This window comes from Vogesella sp. LIG4, from assembly GCF_900090205.1.
Classification (GTDB): domain Bacteria; phylum Pseudomonadota; class Gammaproteobacteria; order Burkholderiales; family Chromobacteriaceae; genus Vogesella.
This window is the reverse complement of record NZ_LT607802.1, coordinates 566,471-582,844: the sequence shown is the minus strand read 5'-3', so window position 1 is coordinate 582,844 and position 16,374 is coordinate 566,471. Positions and strand designations below refer to the sequence as shown.

Here is a 16,374-nt window from a genome sequence, read left to right as displayed (position 1 = left end):
GCAGCAGGAGACGATTCATGAGCAAAACCATCAAGGTTGCGCTGGCTGGTGCCGGCGCCTTCGGCATCAAGCATCTGGATGCCATCAAGAACATTGCCGGTGTGGAAGTGGTATCGCTGGTTGGCCGCCGCTTTGACGCCACCAAAGAAGTGGCCGACAAGTACGGCATTCCGCACGTGGCCACTGATCTGGCCGAATCGCTGGCGCTGCCGGAGGTGGACGCGGTGATCCTGTGCACCCCCACCCAGGTGCACGCCGCCCAGGCGATGCAGTGCCTGCAGGCCGGCAAGCACGTGCAGGTGGAGATTCCGCTGGCCGACAGCCTGGCCGATGCCGAGGCGGTGGTAGCGCTGCAGCAGCAGACCGGGCTGGTGGCCATGGTGGGCCATACCCGCCGCTTCAACCCCAGCCACCAGTACGTGCACCAGAAAGTGCAGGCCGGCGAATTCAACATCCAGCAGATGGATGTGCAGACCTATTTCTTCCGCCGCAGCAATATGAACGCGCTGGGCCAGGCCCGCAGCTGGACCGACCACCTGCTGTGGCACCACGCCGCCCACACTGTGGACCTGTTCGCCTACCAGGCCGGCAGCCCCATCGTGCAGGCCAATGCCATCCAGGGGCCGATCCACCCGGAGCTGGGCATCGCCATGGATATGTCGATCCAGCTGAAGGCGGCCAACGGCGCCATCTGCACCCTGAGCCTGTCGTTCAACAACGACGGCCCGCTGGGCACCTTCTTCCGCTACATTGGCGACACCGCCACCTATATCGCCCGCTACGACGACCTGGTGAACGGCAAGGAAGAGAAGATCGACGTGTCGCAGGTGGCTGTATCGATGAATGGCATCGAGCTGCAGGATCGCGAGTTCTTCGCCGCCATCCGCGAAGGCCGCCAACCGAATGCCTCGGTCGCCTCGGTGCTGCCGTGCTACCAGGTGCTGGCCAAGCTGGAGCAGCAGCTGAACACCAATCTCTAAGGAACAAACCCATGCAACAGCGACAACTCGGCCCGTTCACCGTCTCGGCCATTGGCCTCGGCTGCATGAACCTCAGCCACGCCTACGGCACGCCGCCGGCGCCGGAACAGGCCGAAGCGCTGTTGCTGGCGGCGCTGGACGCCGGCGTCACCCTGTTCGATACCGCGGCGCTGTACGGCTTTGGCGCCAACGAGGAACTGGTGGGCCGCGTGCTGGCGCCGCACCGCAGCCGCATCACCCTGGCCAGCAAGTGCGGCATGAGCGGTGTTGATGGCAAACGGGTGATCGACGGCCGCCCGGCCACGCTCAAGCGCACCTGCGAAGAAGCGCTGCGCCGGCTGCGCACCGAGGCCATCGACCTGTACTACCTGCACCGCTGGGACAAGCAGGTGCCGGTGGAAGACAGCGTGGGCGCGCTGGCCGAGCTGGTGCGCGAGGGCAAGATCCGCAGCATCGGCCTCTCCGAGGTATCCGCCGACACCCTGCGCCGCGCGCATGCGGTGCACCCGATTGCCGCGCTGCAGACCGAGTATTCGCTGTGGACGCGCAATGCGGAAATCGCCGTGCTGCAGGCCTGCCGCGAACTGGGTGTGGCCTTCGTTGCCTTCAGCCCGCTGGGGCGCGGCTTCCTCGCCGACGGCCTGCCGGACCTGGCCACGCTGGCGGCACTGGACGGCAAGGACATCCGCCGCGCCATGCCGCGCTTCAGCGCCGACAACCATGCGGCCAACCTTGCGCTGCTGGCCGAGTATCGCCGCATTGCCGCCGATGCCGGCTGCACCCCGGCGCAGCTGGCGCTGGCCTGGCTGCTGACGCGCGGTGAGCACGTCATTCCGATTCCCGGCACCACCCGTGTTGCCCACCTGCGCGAGGATATGGCCGCCGCCAGCCTGCAGCCGGGCGTGGATACGCTGCAGCGGCTGGCCACGCTGTTCGCCGCCGGCGCGGTGGCCGGTACGCGCTACAACGCCGCCACCCAGGCCGAGATCGATACCGAGGAATTTGCCGCCTGATCGACGGCGGTTCCGCTCTGGTTTGCCCGCCGCTGGCGGGCTTTTTCATGCCTGTTCGCCGCCGGCTAGCCGCGGTGCTTGTAACTTGTAGGGTGGGCAAAGCGCAGCGTGCCCAGCAGCGGCATTCTGCCGGTGGGCACGGCCGATGGCCTTTGCCCGGCCTGCGAGAAACAGCAGGTGTTGGCCCTGCTGTAGGGCGGGTTGGCCGCAGGCCATACCCGCGCGTTGTTGACGGTACGCGCGGGTATGAACCGCTGCTTCAACCCGCCCTACGTACTGATCGGCGGGCCTTTTACGCCCGTTCGTCACCCGCCAGCACCTCGGCCACTACCTGTTCCAGCTCGCGGCGCAGCCAGCTGTGCGCCGGGTCGTGGCGATGTTTCAGGTGCCAGATCATGTACATCGGCATGCGGCCAACCCTGGCCGGCAGTGGGCAGTGCGCAAAGCCCTGCATCAGGCTGCGCGCCAGCAGGCCGGGCAGGGTGGCCAGTATGTTGCTGCCGCGCAGAAAGGCCGGGATGCCGGCAAACGAGGGCACTGTCACCGCAAAGCGGCGTTCCACCCCGCGCGCCGCCAGCTGCTGGTCCACGTCCAGCGGGCGGCGCGGGCTGTACAGCACGCTGACGTGCTCGGCCACCTGGTAGTCCGCCAGCCGCAGCGGGGCCTCGCGCACCGTCGCATCGTAGAACACCCGGTAGTCATCCTCGAACAGCCGCTTGTGCAGGATATCGCTGGCGTCCGGCGGGCGAGGCGAGATCACCAGCTGGCACTCGCCCTCGCGCAGCATCTCGGCGCGCGGCACGTCGGACGGCATCACCCGCAGCCGCACGCCCGGTGCCTGGCTGCGCAGGCGCTGCAGCAGCGGCGGCAATAGCAGATCGCGCTGGAAATCGTTGGCCGCAATGCAGAAGGTGGTGTGCAGCGTGGCCGGGTGGAACTCGTCGCCGGCGGCGAAGCGGCGCATGTCATCCAGCAGCAGCCGCGCGTGCAGCGCCAGCGCCTCGGCCCGGGCGGTGGGCACGATGCCGCGGCCGCACTTCACGAATAGCGGGTCGCCGGTGATCTGCCTCAGTTTGCCCAGCAGGTGCGACACCGCCGATTGCGTCACCCCCAGCCGCTGCGCGGCACCGGTAATCGATTGCGCGTCGAGGATGGCCAGCAGCAGCTGCAGCAGCTTGCCGTCGAGGTGCGAATAATCGAAATCGCTCATGTGTGCTATCAAAGCCCCTGTGTTTATCCGGGTTATTGCTTTGCGGATACTAACCATCACAGTAAGCGACAACAAGGAGAAACACCGTGACGCAAAGCTTCAACGTGCCGGGCACCCGACTGTTCGACGGGGACATGGCGATGAAGGGCTATGCCCTGAACAAGATGTGCTTTTCATTCAACGATGCGGCCAACCGTCAGGCGTTTGTCGCCGACGAGGCCGGCTACTGCCGCCAGTACGGCCTGAACGAGCAGCAGACCCGCGTCATCCGCGAGCGCGATGTACTGGGCTTGCTGGCGGCCGGCGGCAATGTCTACTACCTGGCCAAGTTCGCCGGCATCCTCGGGCTGGACGTGCAGGACCTGGGTGCCGCGCAGACCGGCATGAGCAAGGAAGCGTTCAAACAGATGTTGCTGGAGGCAGGGAAATAATCATGGCAAAGATCGTAGGCGGCATTACCACTTCGCACGTACCGGCCATCGGCCGTGCCATCGCCCAGAATCTGCAGCAGGACGGTTACTGGAAACCCTTCTTCGACGGTTTTGCCCCGGTGCAGCAGTGGCTGGCCGAGGTGCAGCCGGACGTGGCGGTGGTGGTCTACAACGACCACGGGCTGAATTTCTTCCTCGACAAGATGCCCACCTTCGCCGTGGGTGCGGCGGCGCAGTACTGTAATGCCGACGAAGGCTGGGGCATTCCCACCCTGCCACCGTTCGCCGGCGACGCCGCGCTGTCCTGGCAGATGATCAACAGCCTGGTGGCCGACGAGTTCGATATCACCAGCTGCCAGGAGATGCTGGTGGACCACGCCTTCTCGCTGCCGATGAAGCTGCTGTGGCCGCAGCACGACAGCCCGCCGATTCGCACCGTGCCGGTGTGCATCAACACCGTGCAGTACCCGCTGCCGTCGGCGCGGCGCTGCTACAAGCTGGGCGAAGCCATCGGCCGCGCCATTGCCGGCTGGCCGGATGATTTGAAGGTGGTGATCATCGGCACCGGCGGCCTGTCGCACCAGCTGGATGGCGAACGCGCCGGCTTCATCAACAAGGATTTCGACCTGCGCTTCATGGACAGCCTGGCGGCCAACCCGCATTGGGCGACGCAGTACAGCGTGGAACAGCTGGTGGAGTTCACCGGCACCCAGGGGGTGGAGCTGCTGATGTGGCTGGCCACACGCGGCGCGCTCACCGGCGAGGTGCGCGAACTGCATCGCAACTATCACATCCCGATCTCCAACACCGCGGCGGGGTTGATGCTGTTCGATAACCGCTGAGTTTTGCCGTAGTAGGGCGGAAGCCCCGGCAAAGCCGGGGCGTTCCGCCGTGCAAGGTTGGCCGCAAGCCGGCGGAACGCCCTGGCGGGCTTCCGCCCTACATGAACGCAGCCGCGTAGCTTGGATTGAGCGCAGCGAAGCCCTACGTTTACCGCGTTGTTTTGCGAGTGGGCGTGAGGCAACGGAAGGAGTAAGGCCTACTCCACCTCGTCAAACGGCAGGCCGACGTAGTTCTCGGCAATGGTCTTCCGGCCGGACGGTGAGCCGGTGTAGTAGTCGTAATCGCTGCGCTGCATGCGCTGGTCGAAGGCGTCGGCCTGCGGGAAATCGTGCAGCAGGGTGGTCATGAACCAGGAGAAGCGTTCGGCCTTCCAGATGCGGCGCAGCGCCAGCTCGGAATACTTCGCCAGCAGGTCGGTGCGGCCCTCGCGGTATACCTTCAGCAGGATGCGGTACAGGTAGCACACGTCGGAGGCTGCCAGGTTCAGGCCCTTGGCGCCGGTGGGTGGCACGATGTGGGCGGCGTCGCCCACCAGGAACAGCTTGCCGTACTGCATCGGCTCTACCACGTAGCTGCGCAGCGGCGCGATGCTCTTTTCCAGCGACGGACCGGTCACCAGCTTGTCGGCCACTTCCTGCGGCAGGCGGGTTTTCAGCTCGTTCCAGAAACGCTCGTCGGACCAGTCTTCCACCTTGTCGGCCAGCGGCACCTGCAGGTAGTAGCGGCTGCGGCTTGCCGAGCGCTGGCTGCACAGCACGAAACCGCGCTCGTGCTGGGCGTAGATCAGCTCGTGGTGCACCGGCGGGGTGTCGGACAGCAGGCCCAGCCAGCCGAACGGGTACACGCGCTCGTAGTGGGTCAGCACCTCGGCCGGAATGCTCTGGCGCGATACGCCGTGAAAGCCGTCGCAGCCGGCAATGTAGTCGCAGTCCAGGCGCACGCTTTCGCCGTTGTGTTCGAAGGTGATGTACGGCTGTTCGCCCTTGAGATCGTGCGGCTGCACATTGCTGGCCTGGTAGAGGGTGGTGGCGCCGCTGGCGGCGCGCGCTTCCATCAGGTCGCGGGTTACTTCGGTCTGGCCGTACACCAACACTGTGTCGCCGCCGGTGAGCGCCTTGAGGTCGATGCGGTCGCGATGGCCGTTGTAGATCAGCTCGATGCCTTCGTGCACCAGGCCCTCGCGCTCCATGCGTTCGGCCACGCCGGCCTCGCGCAGCATGTTCACCATGCCCTGTTCCAGCACGCCGGCGCGGATGCGGCCCAGCACGTAATCCGGGCTCTGGCGCTCCAGGATGATGTTGTCGATACCGGCCTTGTGCAGCAGCTGGCCCAGCAGCAGGCCGGACGGCCCGGCGCCAATGATGGCGACCTTGGTTCGCATGTTCATGGTGACTCCTGTGTGTGATCTGTTTTGTCGTGACGCAGCGAGTTACATTTCGCGACGTGACTGTATTTTTCGTGAGTAACTGAAGACAAAACAGGCAATATCGCGTACAAAAACAGGACTTTTATAAACAAACGAGGTGGCGATGCGCAGCGTGTTGAGCGGCGTGCCGGTATTCAAGCTGTATGGCGAGGGCAGCGACTGGCCAACGGTGGATCTGCTGCATTGCGAAACCATTTCCAGCCGCAGCCAGCTGTACGGCTGGGAGATCGATCGCCACCGCCACAGCGACCTGTGGCAGCTGCTGTACGTGCGCCGCGGCCCGGCTGATCTGTATGTGGAAGGGCAGCACACGCGGGTGGAGCAGCCGTCCATCCAGCTGGTGCCGCCGATGTGCGTACACGGCTTTCGTTTTCAGCAGCAGATCGAAGGCTATGTGCTGACCCTGGCGGCGCCGCTGGTGGGCAGGTTGCAGGACGAACTGGGCAGCTGCGGCGCAGTGCTGCAGCAGGCCCGCTGCTATGCGGTGGCGCACGGCGGGCAATATCTCGATACGCTGTTTGCCGCCATTGCCGAGGAATACGCCAACCCGGCACAGGGGCGCGACGTGCTGCTGCGCTCGCTGGTGTGCGCGCTGCTGGTGTGGCTTGGCCGCCAGCTGCCGCAGGGCGAGGGCCAGCAGGACCGCCTGCCGCGCGGCAGCCAGCACCTGCAGCGCTTCGTGGCGCTGGTGGAGAGGCACTATCACCAGCACTGGCCGGTAAGCAGCTACGCGCACCAGCTGGGGGTATCCACCGCCTACCTCAACGGCATCTGCCGCCAGCAGGCCGGGCAGACCGCGCTGCAGCTGATCCACCAGCGCCTGCTGCTGGAAGCCAAGCGGCTGCTGGTGTACACCGCGCTGAACGTGAACCAGATCGCCGACCAGCTGGGCTTTTCCGAGCCGGCCTACTTCATCCGCTTCTTCAAGCGCCTGACCGGGCAGACCCCGAGCCGGCTGCGCAAGGGGTGAGGTGTGTTACGTAGTTGAGTGGTAGCGCAGGGGATGATCCTGACTCTTTCCAAATACCTGGGGCAGGGCATCACCTAACAGTCTTATCTCTGTCCGTAGTCCTGATATTTGGGGGCTGTTTATTATTCGTGTCAATTCTCAGGTGTTAAATTTTATTCTATAAACAGGTATTTGTTGATTGCCCAAACAGTCCGTTGATAGGGCTAATTGATACTCTGTGTTTTCTTGAAGTTTGTATCAAAATACTTTTGAAATATCAAGGTAGGTGTTTTTCTTGAGTATGGGGCCATTGCCTGGGTTTCCTGAAAAAACCACTTCAGAGATATATTTATTATTTATGTCATTTAGTGACATTGCACTATATTTACAATTTTCTTTGAATAATATAATTAATTTATTGTTGATTTTTCCACAGAAGCTAGTTCTTTCTGTGGTATGTTGTTTATTGCGACAGCCAGCATAATGAGTAGTGCAAAGATGGTGGCTATTTTCTTCATCTGATACCCTTATGCCCCACTACCAAGTGCGCTCACCTGGGGCATGAATTTTCACTTCTTCACAGCGGCTATGGCGAAACCACAGTGATACTTTGCGGCCATCATCAAGGTGCCATTCATATTGAAACAGGCCAAAATCCCAGTGGCCATCTAGGTCAAAATTGCCAATAAGCTTAACTACCTCATCGATAGTTTTCCCAAGAAGTAGTTCCGGTTGATGTTGCGGTATCCAAATTGGTGCATCCTCCGGCAAGTGTGCAGGCACGTAATCACAAACGATATTCTGCTTGTTAACAATTAGCGTTACCCTGCTGCGGCCATATCCCCAAGAGTAAAAAGTACGGTCCCAAGCCGTGAGCTGCTTTTTATAACGTGTCCCCAGGGCACTTATGGCTTGCGCGATGGGACGGTCCATAAAATATCGTTCTGCTTGAAGTGTGTCTTGTTCCTGCTGTAGAAGCTTCTCACCGCTACGATGTAAAGTCAGCAATAGAACCACCAGCACAGCCAAGATACCCAAAATCCAGGCCATACACTACCCCTTCAAAAATCGGCGAACCCATGCACACATGGTCGCCGAACACCTGCTCTGTTCGACGGATGACCTCGGGCCACGTGCCGGGTAGCGTGCCGATGTATTCCAGCTAGGTGTAACGTTCTAGTAGAAAGCATTGTGCTGGTGGAGTTGGAGCATAGTTAATGGTTTCTTCAGTTCGTGGTCAGTTTCGAAATGCCTGTCGGGCTGTTAGTGGATAGTTACCGACTTAGTCCACATACGAGTCGACCCTAGATCATTGTTGATGCTTTTTTCTGGTTGTGGCTAATCTTTACCATTGCAATGGTGGATTGTTTTAACTGTCAGTATTAATTTCTTTGGTATGGCTTTTAGTTAAATTTAATTATTTCAAATTCATTGCCAGATTTTTTGAATTTTAAAAATTTGCGATATATAGGGTATTCACCGCACTCAGTTATTGATGAGAGTTCGTATGTCTTGTTGTCTTCTGGGTTGTAATTTAGTAATTTTTCAAATTTTATATATGTGTTTTTTCTGAAAATCACACCTTCTCCAGGAATTTTGGAAAATATTGCTTCGGAGATGTCTTTGCCGTTTTCTGTTGTTAGGTATATGGATTCAAATTTACATGTTTTTTTGAATAAAATGACTTGTTTGTTATTTATAACGGTTACGTCAATTACTCTTGTTGGGTAGTTTTGCCAATATATTATTAGCAATGCAATAACAATAATGGCTATTGTTGTTTTGTTTGATATTTTGGAATTATTTCGTAATGGAAAATGAAAATTCATCAGGCGCTATAGAGAAAAAATTAAATTGATATAACCAACAATAAATTTTTGTGTTTTTTGCTAGCCAATAATCGAACTCCTTGGCTGACATGTCTCGCCATTCGTTTTTTCCAAAAATCACCTCAACAGTCATAGTTTTCCATTTGATTGGACCGTGTCAGGTCCACCATATCCAACGGTTTCGTTTGATTCCGTGTAATGGCGCCCTTTATCGGAGTCGAAACTGCAAAAAATGCTGGCGCTTTAACTTCCCAAGAAGGAGTAAACTCGACAATTAGCCCTTAGTGAGTTGAAGAAGTTTTTATGATTTTGACTGTTCTAATGAAGGGCCAAACCCCAAGCCAATATAATAGAAATATTAATGGCGAAATGGCAAATGCTAAGGCAATAACTTTTTAACGTTCTTTTTGGTGGTCTTCATGTGATTTTAGGGTGCGATATTGTTGGTTTTTAAGGTGTGGTAATGTTGTTGTTTTTTACTTTGCCAGTGTTTTCCATTTTCTGTTTCTTTACGACTGCAGGGGCCGGGGCAGTCCACAGAGGCAATGTGCAATAAATACACATTGGTCAGAGTCAAGGCTGTGTCTTTGCACTTCACTGATCTTTTTGATCCTCATCCCAGTACCAGATTGTCGCTCCATAACGAGAGCCCGCAAAATCTGGCATCACCTCGCCTTGGGAGAAGCGTCGACGACTATCCTCCCGCGCCAGAGTCCACCAATAGCCTGTGCGTGGGCAAGGCTGCTTGGCCACAATGCGGCCACGCTGCATCGGTTTGCTAATAGGATCACTTACCAATACCAATGGGTGCCAAACGGCTTCTTCGGGAACACTGACAGCGTCTTCCACATAATCCTTTTCACTTACAGGCACACCGTCCATTTCAGCAAAAACACGCGCGTATTCTGGTAAATATTTCTCCAGATGAAAGCGGAATAGTGGGTGCATTAGCCGCCCTTGCTGAACAAACTCAAGATGCAGATGCTCCAGTCCTTCGTTCAGCACTTGCTGAGGCACCCACACGCCATTGCGCGGGCAGATCTCGCCCGTTTTGCAGCTGAGTGAGTAGTCAACCTCATATTTTGGATATTGCTCTGGGACTGGGATCAAGCCGTGAGCCTGCCAGAAGTCCAGCGCATCAGAGGCACCTTTGGAAAAACTCTCATTCCTCCCTGCACAATTGGTTTGGTTATCCCCCCACAACTTCCCCCGCCAATAGACATTGCCCAATGCCTGCGCGCCCACGCCGCACAGGCGGGACATGTGCTCAAGAGTCATATTCCACGCACGGTCTTCTGCAGGAGTACGCCAACCGTATATGTTTTGTTCTGCCAAGCCTCTGAAGTTGCGGTTGGTATCTGACAGCTGGCCATACATCGGCATGTAGTCGCCATAGCGCACAAACTCGATGCGACGACGGATTTCTTCAGCATGGTTCAGATAGCGTGATACCCAACCATCCAGATTGCCAATGCCGTGGCCGTCGTGCTTGGTCAACAGGCGGTTGAACAGGTCCGCAAAGTCTTCGGTCGCCTGAGCGCAAGCTTCGTAGTAGGGAATGGAGGTGACGTAGTTCAGAAACCACGCTTCACGGTTGATGTCTCTCATTGCTTATCCAAATCACAGGGCAGGCAATGCTTACAGGAGCCGGGGCAGTCCAAGTCGTCGTACAACAGATGTGTACATTTGTACGCGGCTGAATCCCCCCGCTTACTTCAACGCATCCGGAATCACCGGGTTCTGCTGTCCAGCAGGCGGCGGCGGTAACGGTGGGTCTTTGTAGTCGGTATCAATCGGGACACCTTGTGCGCGCAGTTTGGCTTCCTTGATATTGCGTAAGGCGCGAAATGCCAGATTGCGTTTCACCCAGGTGTCCCGCCAGTGGTCGCGATCTTTCTCGTCCACTCCCAGCCGCTCGGTTTCTTCGCGGGGGGTAAAGGTTAGACTGATGAAGTAGGCTCCGGGTTTGGCTGGGTCCAGATGGTTGACATCGCGGTCCACTTGCAGGGTGAGGTAGGTATGATCGGCATAAAACTCCCACGTCAATGGTGCTGGTAATGCCATCCATTGTTCAAACGACAGTGGGTAATCTGGGTCGATATTGTCCTGTTTGAAATATTCGAGAGCCGCCTTCCCTTTTAGTCGTGGTTTTGTTTCGGAAATATAGTAGCGCCACCCAGTCTTACGTAGGTTTTGTATCAAGCTCAGTACGTATTGATGGGCGATGGGGTGGGGGACGAAATCATCACGATTAACTTCTGAACTGATTGATAAATTGGTGAAACCAACCTTTCGATCTCGATCTTCTGTTGCCATGATGCTCATCGCGCTGGGAATAGATGTTATCAACGAGCCTGTTTTAACAACGACAGTCACGCTGGTGCCATGGCGGTTGGCGTCAATGGTTAAAAAATTCAGGCCGACATTTTTTCTATTGGCTTTAACCAAGGCGCCATATTGTTTTTCAAAGTTTTCGCCAGATTGCCCAAGCGCAATTTCTATTTTTGGTGGAAAAACGGGTGTCTGGCTCATGGCCGTAGCATCCTTGTTGAGGGAGAGGAGGGCGATTGCTGTCGCAGTAAGGCTTGCCGCAAGAACGAGCCACTTGATCTTAATCTTTGCTGACATACCAACCTGCCATGATTTTCAGTTCTGACTCCATGAATTCAGTTCGTGTTTGCATCAGATTATGAAATTGTTTGGCAGCCTGAATGATCCAGTCCATTCGGCTTTTATAGTTTTCCAATACTGCCCTTGCCGGTGCTGCCGATTTAATTTCTGGGTCATCTGTCTAGCTGGCTGGCATGGGTAAACATCAGTTCCAAATCAGGTGAAAACCAGCCATTCAGCTATGCTGGTGTTGCACTGACTTTGTAAGCATGGAGTCGTCGTACAGCAGATGCTGTGTCTGTACGCTGCTAACTTCACTGCTTACTTCAACGCATCCGGAATCACCGGGTTCTGCTGTCCAGCAGGCGGCGGCGGTAACGGTGGGTCTTTGTAGTCGGTATCAATCGGAACACCTTGTGCGCGCAGTTTGGCTTCCTTGATATTGCGTAAGGCGCGAAAGGCCAGATTGCGTTTCACCCAGGTGTCCCGCCAGTGGTCGCGATCTTTCTCGTCCACTCCCAGCCGCTCGGTTTCTTCGCGGGGGGTAAAGGTTAGACTGATGAAGTAGGCTCCGGGTTTGGCTGGGTCCAGATGGTTGACATCGCGGTCCACTTGCAGGGTGAGGTAGGTATGATCGGCATAAAACTCCCACGTCAATGGTGCTGGTAATGCCATCCATTGCTCAAACGACAGCGGGTAATCTGGGTCGATATTGTTCTGTGTGAAATAGTCGAGAGCAGCCTTTCCTTTTAGGCGTGGTTTTGTCTCGGAAATATAGTATCGCCACCCGGTTTTACGCAGACTCTGGATCAAGTTCAGGACGTACTGATGGGCAATGGGGTGGGGTTGCATGCCGCCTTCTTTTACTTTGGCTGTGATTAATAAATTGTTTATGCCAACCTTCCTGTCCCTATCTTCTGCTGCATTAATCAGCGTGGCCTGTGGGATCACTGTTTCCAATGTGCCAGTTTTGATAATGGCCCGCATGGTTTTGCCACGGCTGTCTGCATTGATATAGTAAAAATTCAATCCGAAATTTTTCTTGTTGGCACTGGTCAAGTCTCCATACTGCTGTTCCAGACTGGCTCCGGACTGTCCAAATGCAACTTTGACCTGCGATGGGAAAGCATTGTCCTGAGCCATAGCCTTGGCATCCTTATTACTGAATGTAAGAAAAACGATTGCGATGACGGTAATGCCCGCCAACATGATGAACCACTTGAGCATGCGTTTAATCCTTGCTGACATACCAGCCTGCCATGATTTTTAGTTCTTTTTCCATAGTGCTCGTTTGCGTTTGCATTAACCGATGAAAGTCATTGGCAGCACTGGTGATCCAAATCATTCGGCTATCAAAATTTTCCAAAATGGTATCCTTCGGCGCCACCGACTTGAGTTTGGGGTCATCCGTCTCGCAAGCATGGGTAAACACCAGTTCCAGATTGGGAGACGCCCAGCTCAGCCAGCCACGCTGGCGCTGTACCCACTTGGCAAATTTGGGGTCGTCATACATCAATGGCTGCAGGATCACCCCCTGCTCATGTTTTGCGATAGCGATCAAATGGGAAAGCTGTGCCTTTGCGCGATCAGCAGGTGTTTCTGCAGTCTCAATATCCTTGATCGTGGCAAACGCACTCTTGATGAAGCCAGAAATCGGCAGATATTTCAGCGTGGGCAAAGCTGTATCTGCCCACGGTAGCCGTTTCAGGTTGTCGATAACCGCTTGATGGCAACCATTCTCTCCGCGCGTATCCAGGCATTGCTCGAATGTGTCAGGGCTGTAGTTGTGATACCAGTGGGTGGGGGCAATGTCCTGGAACAGCCAGAAATTGCCCTTGCCCAGCCCATCGCGTACATAGCCATCGTCAAAATCCGGATGAACAACTGGTAGATATTTTCCTGCATCGACACGAATCAGATCCAGAGTGCAGGCAACCGTCTTACTCGCGAAAGCGCCGAGTGCCATCCAGTAATAACGCCCTTTTTTCTTTGGTAAGCCATGCTCCTCAAGTTCAAGATAGAAGCGTGCATAGGTGGCAGAAATGGCACGGGCGCGTTGTGCGTAGTCTTTGAAGATGGATCGTCCAGGCAATAGTTTTACTCCTGGCTTTAAAAATTGCCTTTCTATAAAATTTGGCGTTTCAGATAGTCGTGTGTAGGCAAATTGCTGTGCTAGTGACCACATAGTGTCGCACTTCGCATCAAGTCGACAGACTGATCCTTCTTGGGTATTGGTCGTGCTAGAGTTTTTCAGGTTGCTTGTGGCCATACTTATTGTTCCTCTTCCGGAGGAAGGATTTCATACCAGGCCAATTCGGCATTCAAAGCAGTAGGGGACGCGGTGTGAATACGCTGATTGCTGCCATCTGGCTTGATCCGGTGCAGCAACTGTTGTTGGCCATCATTGACCGCCAATACCAACCCTTTTAATGGCTTTCCATCAGGGCCTACTACCTGAAATTTTTCGTCGTATCGCTCAGCGCTAGGAAAGCCCTTCATGTTCACCCCAATGCTCGCCGGCCCACTCAACCCATGCTCCGCCCCCTTCACGCTCACCGTGGCGGGGCAGTGGATGTCGATGTTGCCGCCGGACAGCTTGATGTAGCCGCCGCCGCTGGTGAGCAGGATGTCCTGTTTGGCGCTGATTACCACCTTGCCCTTGCAGGAGGTGATGGTGAGGTCCTTATCCGCCGTCAGCTCCATCGCGTCGCTTTGCGCCTGCAGCTGCACCTTGCCCTTGGCCGCAATCAGCTTGAGGCTCACCGCGTCCTTCACCCCGGCCACGAACAGGCTGATGTGCTGGCCGACGTTGTGCAGCCAGCGCCGACCCGAGGTCTGGTTGAGGTCGCGCTGCGCCACCTGGTCGATATTGCTGCCTGCGGCCAACGTCAGGGCGTTGTCAGTCGTCGCGGCGAGGCCGGCCGGTGCGCTGAGGATCATTAGCGGCTGCTGGCCGGCTTGAGCCAATCCCTCGCCTTTGGTGGCGGTCTTGCCGTCTTTATCGGTGTTGCTGCCGGCCTCCCAGGCCTTCAAGGCGGCGGCGTGGTGTTGCAGGTGGCCGTCGGTTTTCTTCGCCCCTTTGCTGTTGTCGGGCTTGATTTCCTCCGGCCCGGTTTCCTGCGTATCGGCCAGCTGCGCCGTGGCGGTGTCGGCGAGGGATTGCGCCAGGCTGAGCGCGGCGTCGAGTTGCTGCTGGGCGCCGTCGCGCGCCAGTTGTTTGCCGCCGGCACCGGCTTGCGCTTCGGTGCTGAGCAGCAGGCCGTGCCCGGCGCGGATCGCCCCGTGGCGGTCGGTGCGCAGTTCGAAGCCCTCGCCGCGTGGGGTGGCCTTGCCGTCAGCCCGGGGATGGGTGAGGTAGCCCTGGTTGAGCTGGGTCTGGCCGTGTTCGGAGGACAACTTGGCCCGCACCTCGCCCGGGCTGTCGTCGAACAGTAGCTCGTTGTACTGGCCGCCTTGATGTTCCTTGGATTTGATGCCGGACAGCGTCTTGTTGCCCGGCAGGTTGCCGGCACCGCTGAACGCCGGTGGTGGGTGGCTGCCGTTGTACAGCACGCCGGTGATCACCGGCCGGTCGATATCGCCTTCGATGAAATCGACCAGCACTTCCTGGCCGATGCGCGGAATGAACTGGTGGCCCCAAGCGGCGCCGGCGGAGGGCATGGCGACGCGCAGCCAGCAGCTGGAACGGTCGTCGAGGTTGGCGCCGATTTCCGGATGCTCGTCTGGCCGCTGCCAGTGGAACTGCACCTTGATGCGGCCCTGCGCGTCGGTGTGCACTTCCTCATTGGCGGGGCCGACTACGGTGGCGGTCTGCGCACCGCGGGCGCTGGGTTTGGCGTGGGCGGAGCCGGCGTAGGCCGGGGTGAGCGGCAGGCCGCGGCGCTGGGCGTCGAACTCGCTGCGGAACGGCGCGTCGCTGTCATCGCCGCTTGCGGCCAACGTTGGCCGCAAGGCGGCTGGCAGGCTGCGCGCCAGCTCGGCCGGCAGGTTGTTGCGCACGGTAAGGCGCTGGCGGGTGAGCACGAATTCGCGCTGCTCGGCACCATCGCCATCGTGTGCCGGGTGCCCATCGAGGCGGAACCACTGCCCGGCGCCGAGGCCGCGCACCGCGCCGCTGCCACTGAAAGTCTTGGCCTGCGCATCGTGCGCCTGCTGCCGCAGCCGCGCGTAGTGGCTGAGCTGCTCGGCGTCGCTGGCGTAGTAGGCGCCGGGGGCGTCGTAATGGCTGAGGCTGGACTGCAGCCGGCTGCCGTCCAGGCCCTGATCCAGCGCCGATTCGTCACCGCTGTGGCCGGTGGCCACCGGCTGGTAGTCGAACGTCGCCAGCGCCACGCTGCCGGGCACGATCTGCCGCGCGCCGTCCCAGCGGGTGAGGCCGTCCTCTTCTTCTGTCGCATCGCTGCGGTGGAAGCGCACCCGGCTAAGGTTGGCCGCAGGCAGGCTGTACGGGTCGTCGAAGGCCACCAGCTTGACCTGCGGCGTGTCGCCATCCAGATGCTCGTAGCGCCAGCTCAGGCCTTCCTCGCATAGCAGGCGGCAGATGAAGTCGTGATCGGATTCGCGATACTGCAGGCAGTAGCTGCGCGCCGGCAGCGCGGCGGCCAGCACGAAATCCAGCGCCTGGCCGGCGGCGAACCCCGGGTTGGCCGCCGCGTGCTCGGCAAAGATCTGCCGCACGATGGCCTCCACCGACAAGTCCTGAAACACCCGCGAGGTCTGCCGCAGGCGCAGCAGCGCGAACGGCGGCTCGACGGTCAGCGCGTACCTGGCGAAGCCGCCATCGCTACCCAGCGCCTCGGCTGCGCTGACCACGCCACAGCGGAGGCTCTCGCTGCCGTCGGCACCGGCAATGCCGAGCCGCACCGGCGAACCCAGCAGCGTCTTCAGTTCGATACCGTCATTCGGCGACAGGCACTCGACGCGGAAGCGGTAGTCGCCGGCCAGCGCCTCCTCGCCGCTGAGGCTCAGCGGCAGCAGCGCCTGGCCCCAGCGTTTGCCGTCGCCCAGTTGCAGGGTGAGCAGGCGCTGGTCCTGGTTGAAAGCGGACGCGAAGCTGGCGAGCAGGTCGGGGAGATTCATGGTG

14 protein-coding genes are annotated in these 16,374 nt (G+C 58.2%); 5 read left to right on the top strand and 9 right to left on the bottom strand.

Annotated elements, in window-relative coordinates; genetic code table 11:
• Positions 1–17: 17 nt before the first annotated feature.
• Complete coding sequence (locus tag PSELUDRAFT_RS02700) at positions 18–980, top strand: Gfo/Idh/MocA family oxidoreductase (RefSeq protein WP_088965388.1); 963 nt, start codon at positions 18–20, stop codon at positions 978–980.
• 11 nt (positions 981–991) lie between these two features.
• Positions 992–1,993, top strand: a complete 1,002-nt coding sequence (locus tag PSELUDRAFT_RS02695; protein ID WP_088965387.1) for an aldo/keto reductase — start codon at positions 992–994, stop codon at positions 1,991–1,993.
• Positions 1,994–2,285: 292 nt separating this feature from the next.
• Here PSELUDRAFT_RS02695 and PSELUDRAFT_RS02690 read toward each other — a convergent pair whose 3' ends face one another.
• Entirely contained in the window at positions 2,286–3,203 is a 918-nt protein-coding gene (locus PSELUDRAFT_RS02690; protein WP_088965386.1) for a LysR family transcriptional regulator, read from the bottom strand.
• Positions 3,204–3,289: 86 nt separating this feature from the next.
• Between PSELUDRAFT_RS02690 and PSELUDRAFT_RS02685 the strand changes: the two genes are divergently transcribed.
• Positions 3,290–3,634, top strand: a complete 345-nt coding sequence (locus PSELUDRAFT_RS02685; protein ID WP_197693928.1) for a protocatechuate 4,5-dioxygenase subunit alpha — start codon at positions 3,290–3,292, stop codon at positions 3,632–3,634.
• 2 nt (positions 3,635–3,636) lie between these two features.
• Positions 3,637–4,476, top strand: a complete 840-nt coding sequence (locus tag PSELUDRAFT_RS02680) for a class III extradiol dioxygenase family protein (RefSeq protein WP_088965385.1) — start codon at positions 3,637–3,639, stop codon at positions 4,474–4,476.
• 197 nt (positions 4,477–4,673) lie between these two features.
• Here PSELUDRAFT_RS02680 and pobA read toward each other — a convergent pair whose 3' ends face one another.
• Positions 4,674–5,864: a 4-hydroxybenzoate 3-monooxygenase gene (pobA, locus tag PSELUDRAFT_RS02675; protein WP_231895292.1), complete on the bottom strand. Its 1,191-nt coding sequence runs from the start codon at positions 5,862–5,864 to the stop codon at positions 4,674–4,676.
• A 142-nt stretch (positions 5,865–6,006) separates the two neighbouring features.
• On the opposite strand from pobA, the gene PSELUDRAFT_RS02670 reads away from it, so the two are divergent.
• Positions 6,007–6,873: a helix-turn-helix domain-containing protein gene (locus tag PSELUDRAFT_RS02670; RefSeq protein WP_088965384.1), complete on the top strand. Its 867-nt coding sequence runs from the start codon at positions 6,007–6,009 to the stop codon at positions 6,871–6,873.
• 516 nt (positions 6,874–7,389) lie between these two features.
• Here PSELUDRAFT_RS02670 and PSELUDRAFT_RS19195 read toward each other — a convergent pair.
• From PSELUDRAFT_RS19195 to PSELUDRAFT_RS02645, 7 genes are all read right to left on the bottom strand, one after another.
• The gene (locus tag PSELUDRAFT_RS19195; protein ID WP_157724998.1) at positions 7,390–7,902 is read right to left on the bottom strand and encodes a hypothetical protein; all 513 of its coding nucleotides are present in this window, start codon (positions 7,900–7,902) and stop codon (positions 7,390–7,392) included.
• A 353-nt stretch (positions 7,903–8,255) separates the two neighbouring features.
• Positions 8,256–8,681, bottom strand: coding sequence for a hypothetical protein (locus PSELUDRAFT_RS19190; RefSeq protein ID WP_157724997.1), 426 nt, complete (start codon positions 8,679–8,681; stop codon positions 8,256–8,258).
• 594 nt (positions 8,682–9,275) lie between these two features.
• Positions 9,276–10,289, bottom strand: coding sequence for a hypothetical protein (locus PSELUDRAFT_RS02665; protein ID WP_088965383.1), 1,014 nt, complete (start codon positions 10,287–10,289; stop codon positions 9,276–9,278).
• Between the two features lie 102 nt (positions 10,290–10,391).
• Complete coding sequence (locus tag PSELUDRAFT_RS19185) at positions 10,392–11,309, bottom strand: hypothetical protein (protein ID WP_157724996.1); 918 nt, start codon at positions 11,307–11,309, stop codon at positions 10,392–10,394.
• Positions 11,310–11,612: 303 nt separating this feature from the next.
• Positions 11,613–12,518 carry a hypothetical protein gene (locus PSELUDRAFT_RS02655; RefSeq protein ID WP_088965381.1) on the bottom strand — a complete coding sequence of 302 codons (906 nt, stop codon included), beginning with the start codon at positions 12,516–12,518 and terminating at the stop codon, positions 11,613–11,615.
• A 4-nt stretch (positions 12,519–12,522) separates the two neighbouring features.
• The gene (locus tag PSELUDRAFT_RS02650) at positions 12,523–13,560 is read right to left on the bottom strand and encodes a hypothetical protein (protein WP_197693927.1); all 1,038 of its coding nucleotides are present in this window, start codon (positions 13,558–13,560) and stop codon (positions 12,523–12,525) included.
• A gap of 2 nt (positions 13,561–13,562) precedes the next feature.
• Entirely contained in the window at positions 13,563–16,370 is a 2,808-nt protein-coding gene (locus tag PSELUDRAFT_RS02645) for a type VI secretion system Vgr family protein (protein WP_088965380.1), read from the bottom strand.
• Positions 16,371–16,374 lie beyond the last annotated feature (4 nt).

Bases quoted from the DNA above. Each gene is read 5' to 3' on its own strand.
- PSELUDRAFT_RS02700 (WP_088965388.1), top strand. From the start codon at position 18: ATGAGCAAAACCATCAAGGTTGCGCTGGCTGGTGCCGGCGCCTTCGGC.
- PSELUDRAFT_RS02695 (WP_088965387.1), top strand. From the start codon at position 992: ATGCAACAGCGACAACTCGGCCCGTTCACCGTCTCGGCCATTGGCCTC.
- PSELUDRAFT_RS02690 (WP_088965386.1), bottom strand. From the start codon at position 3,203: ATGAGCGATTTCGATTATTCGCACCTCGACGGCAAGCTGCTGCAGCTG.
- PSELUDRAFT_RS02680 (WP_088965385.1), top strand. From the start codon at position 3,637: ATGGCAAAGATCGTAGGCGGCATTACCACTTCGCACGTACCGGCCATC.
- pobA (WP_231895292.1), bottom strand. From the start codon at position 5,864: ATGAACATGCGAACCAAGGTCGCCATCATTGGCGCCGGGCCGTCCGGC.
- PSELUDRAFT_RS02670 (WP_088965384.1), top strand. From the start codon at position 6,007: ATGCGCAGCGTGTTGAGCGGCGTGCCGGTATTCAAGCTGTATGGCGAG.
- PSELUDRAFT_RS19195 (WP_157724998.1), bottom strand. From the start codon at position 7,902: ATGGCCTGGATTTTGGGTATCTTGGCTGTGCTGGTGGTTCTATTGCTG.
- PSELUDRAFT_RS19190 (WP_157724997.1), bottom strand. From the start codon at position 8,681: ATGAATTTTCATTTTCCATTACGAAATAATTCCAAAATATCAAACAAA.
- PSELUDRAFT_RS02665 (WP_088965383.1), bottom strand. From the start codon at position 10,289: ATGAGAGACATCAACCGTGAAGCGTGGTTTCTGAACTACGTCACCTCC.
- PSELUDRAFT_RS19185 (WP_157724996.1), bottom strand. From the start codon at position 11,309: ATGTCAGCAAAGATTAAGATCAAGTGGCTCGTTCTTGCGGCAAGCCTT.
- PSELUDRAFT_RS02655 (WP_088965381.1), bottom strand. From the start codon at position 12,518: ATGCTCAAGTGGTTCATCATGTTGGCGGGCATTACCGTCATCGCAATC.
- PSELUDRAFT_RS02650 (WP_197693927.1), bottom strand. From the start codon at position 13,560: ATGGCCACAAGCAACCTGAAAAACTCTAGCACGACCAATACCCAAGAA.
- PSELUDRAFT_RS02645 (WP_088965380.1), bottom strand. From the start codon at position 16,370: ATGAATCTCCCCGACCTGCTCGCCAGCTTCGCGTCCGCTTTCAACCAG.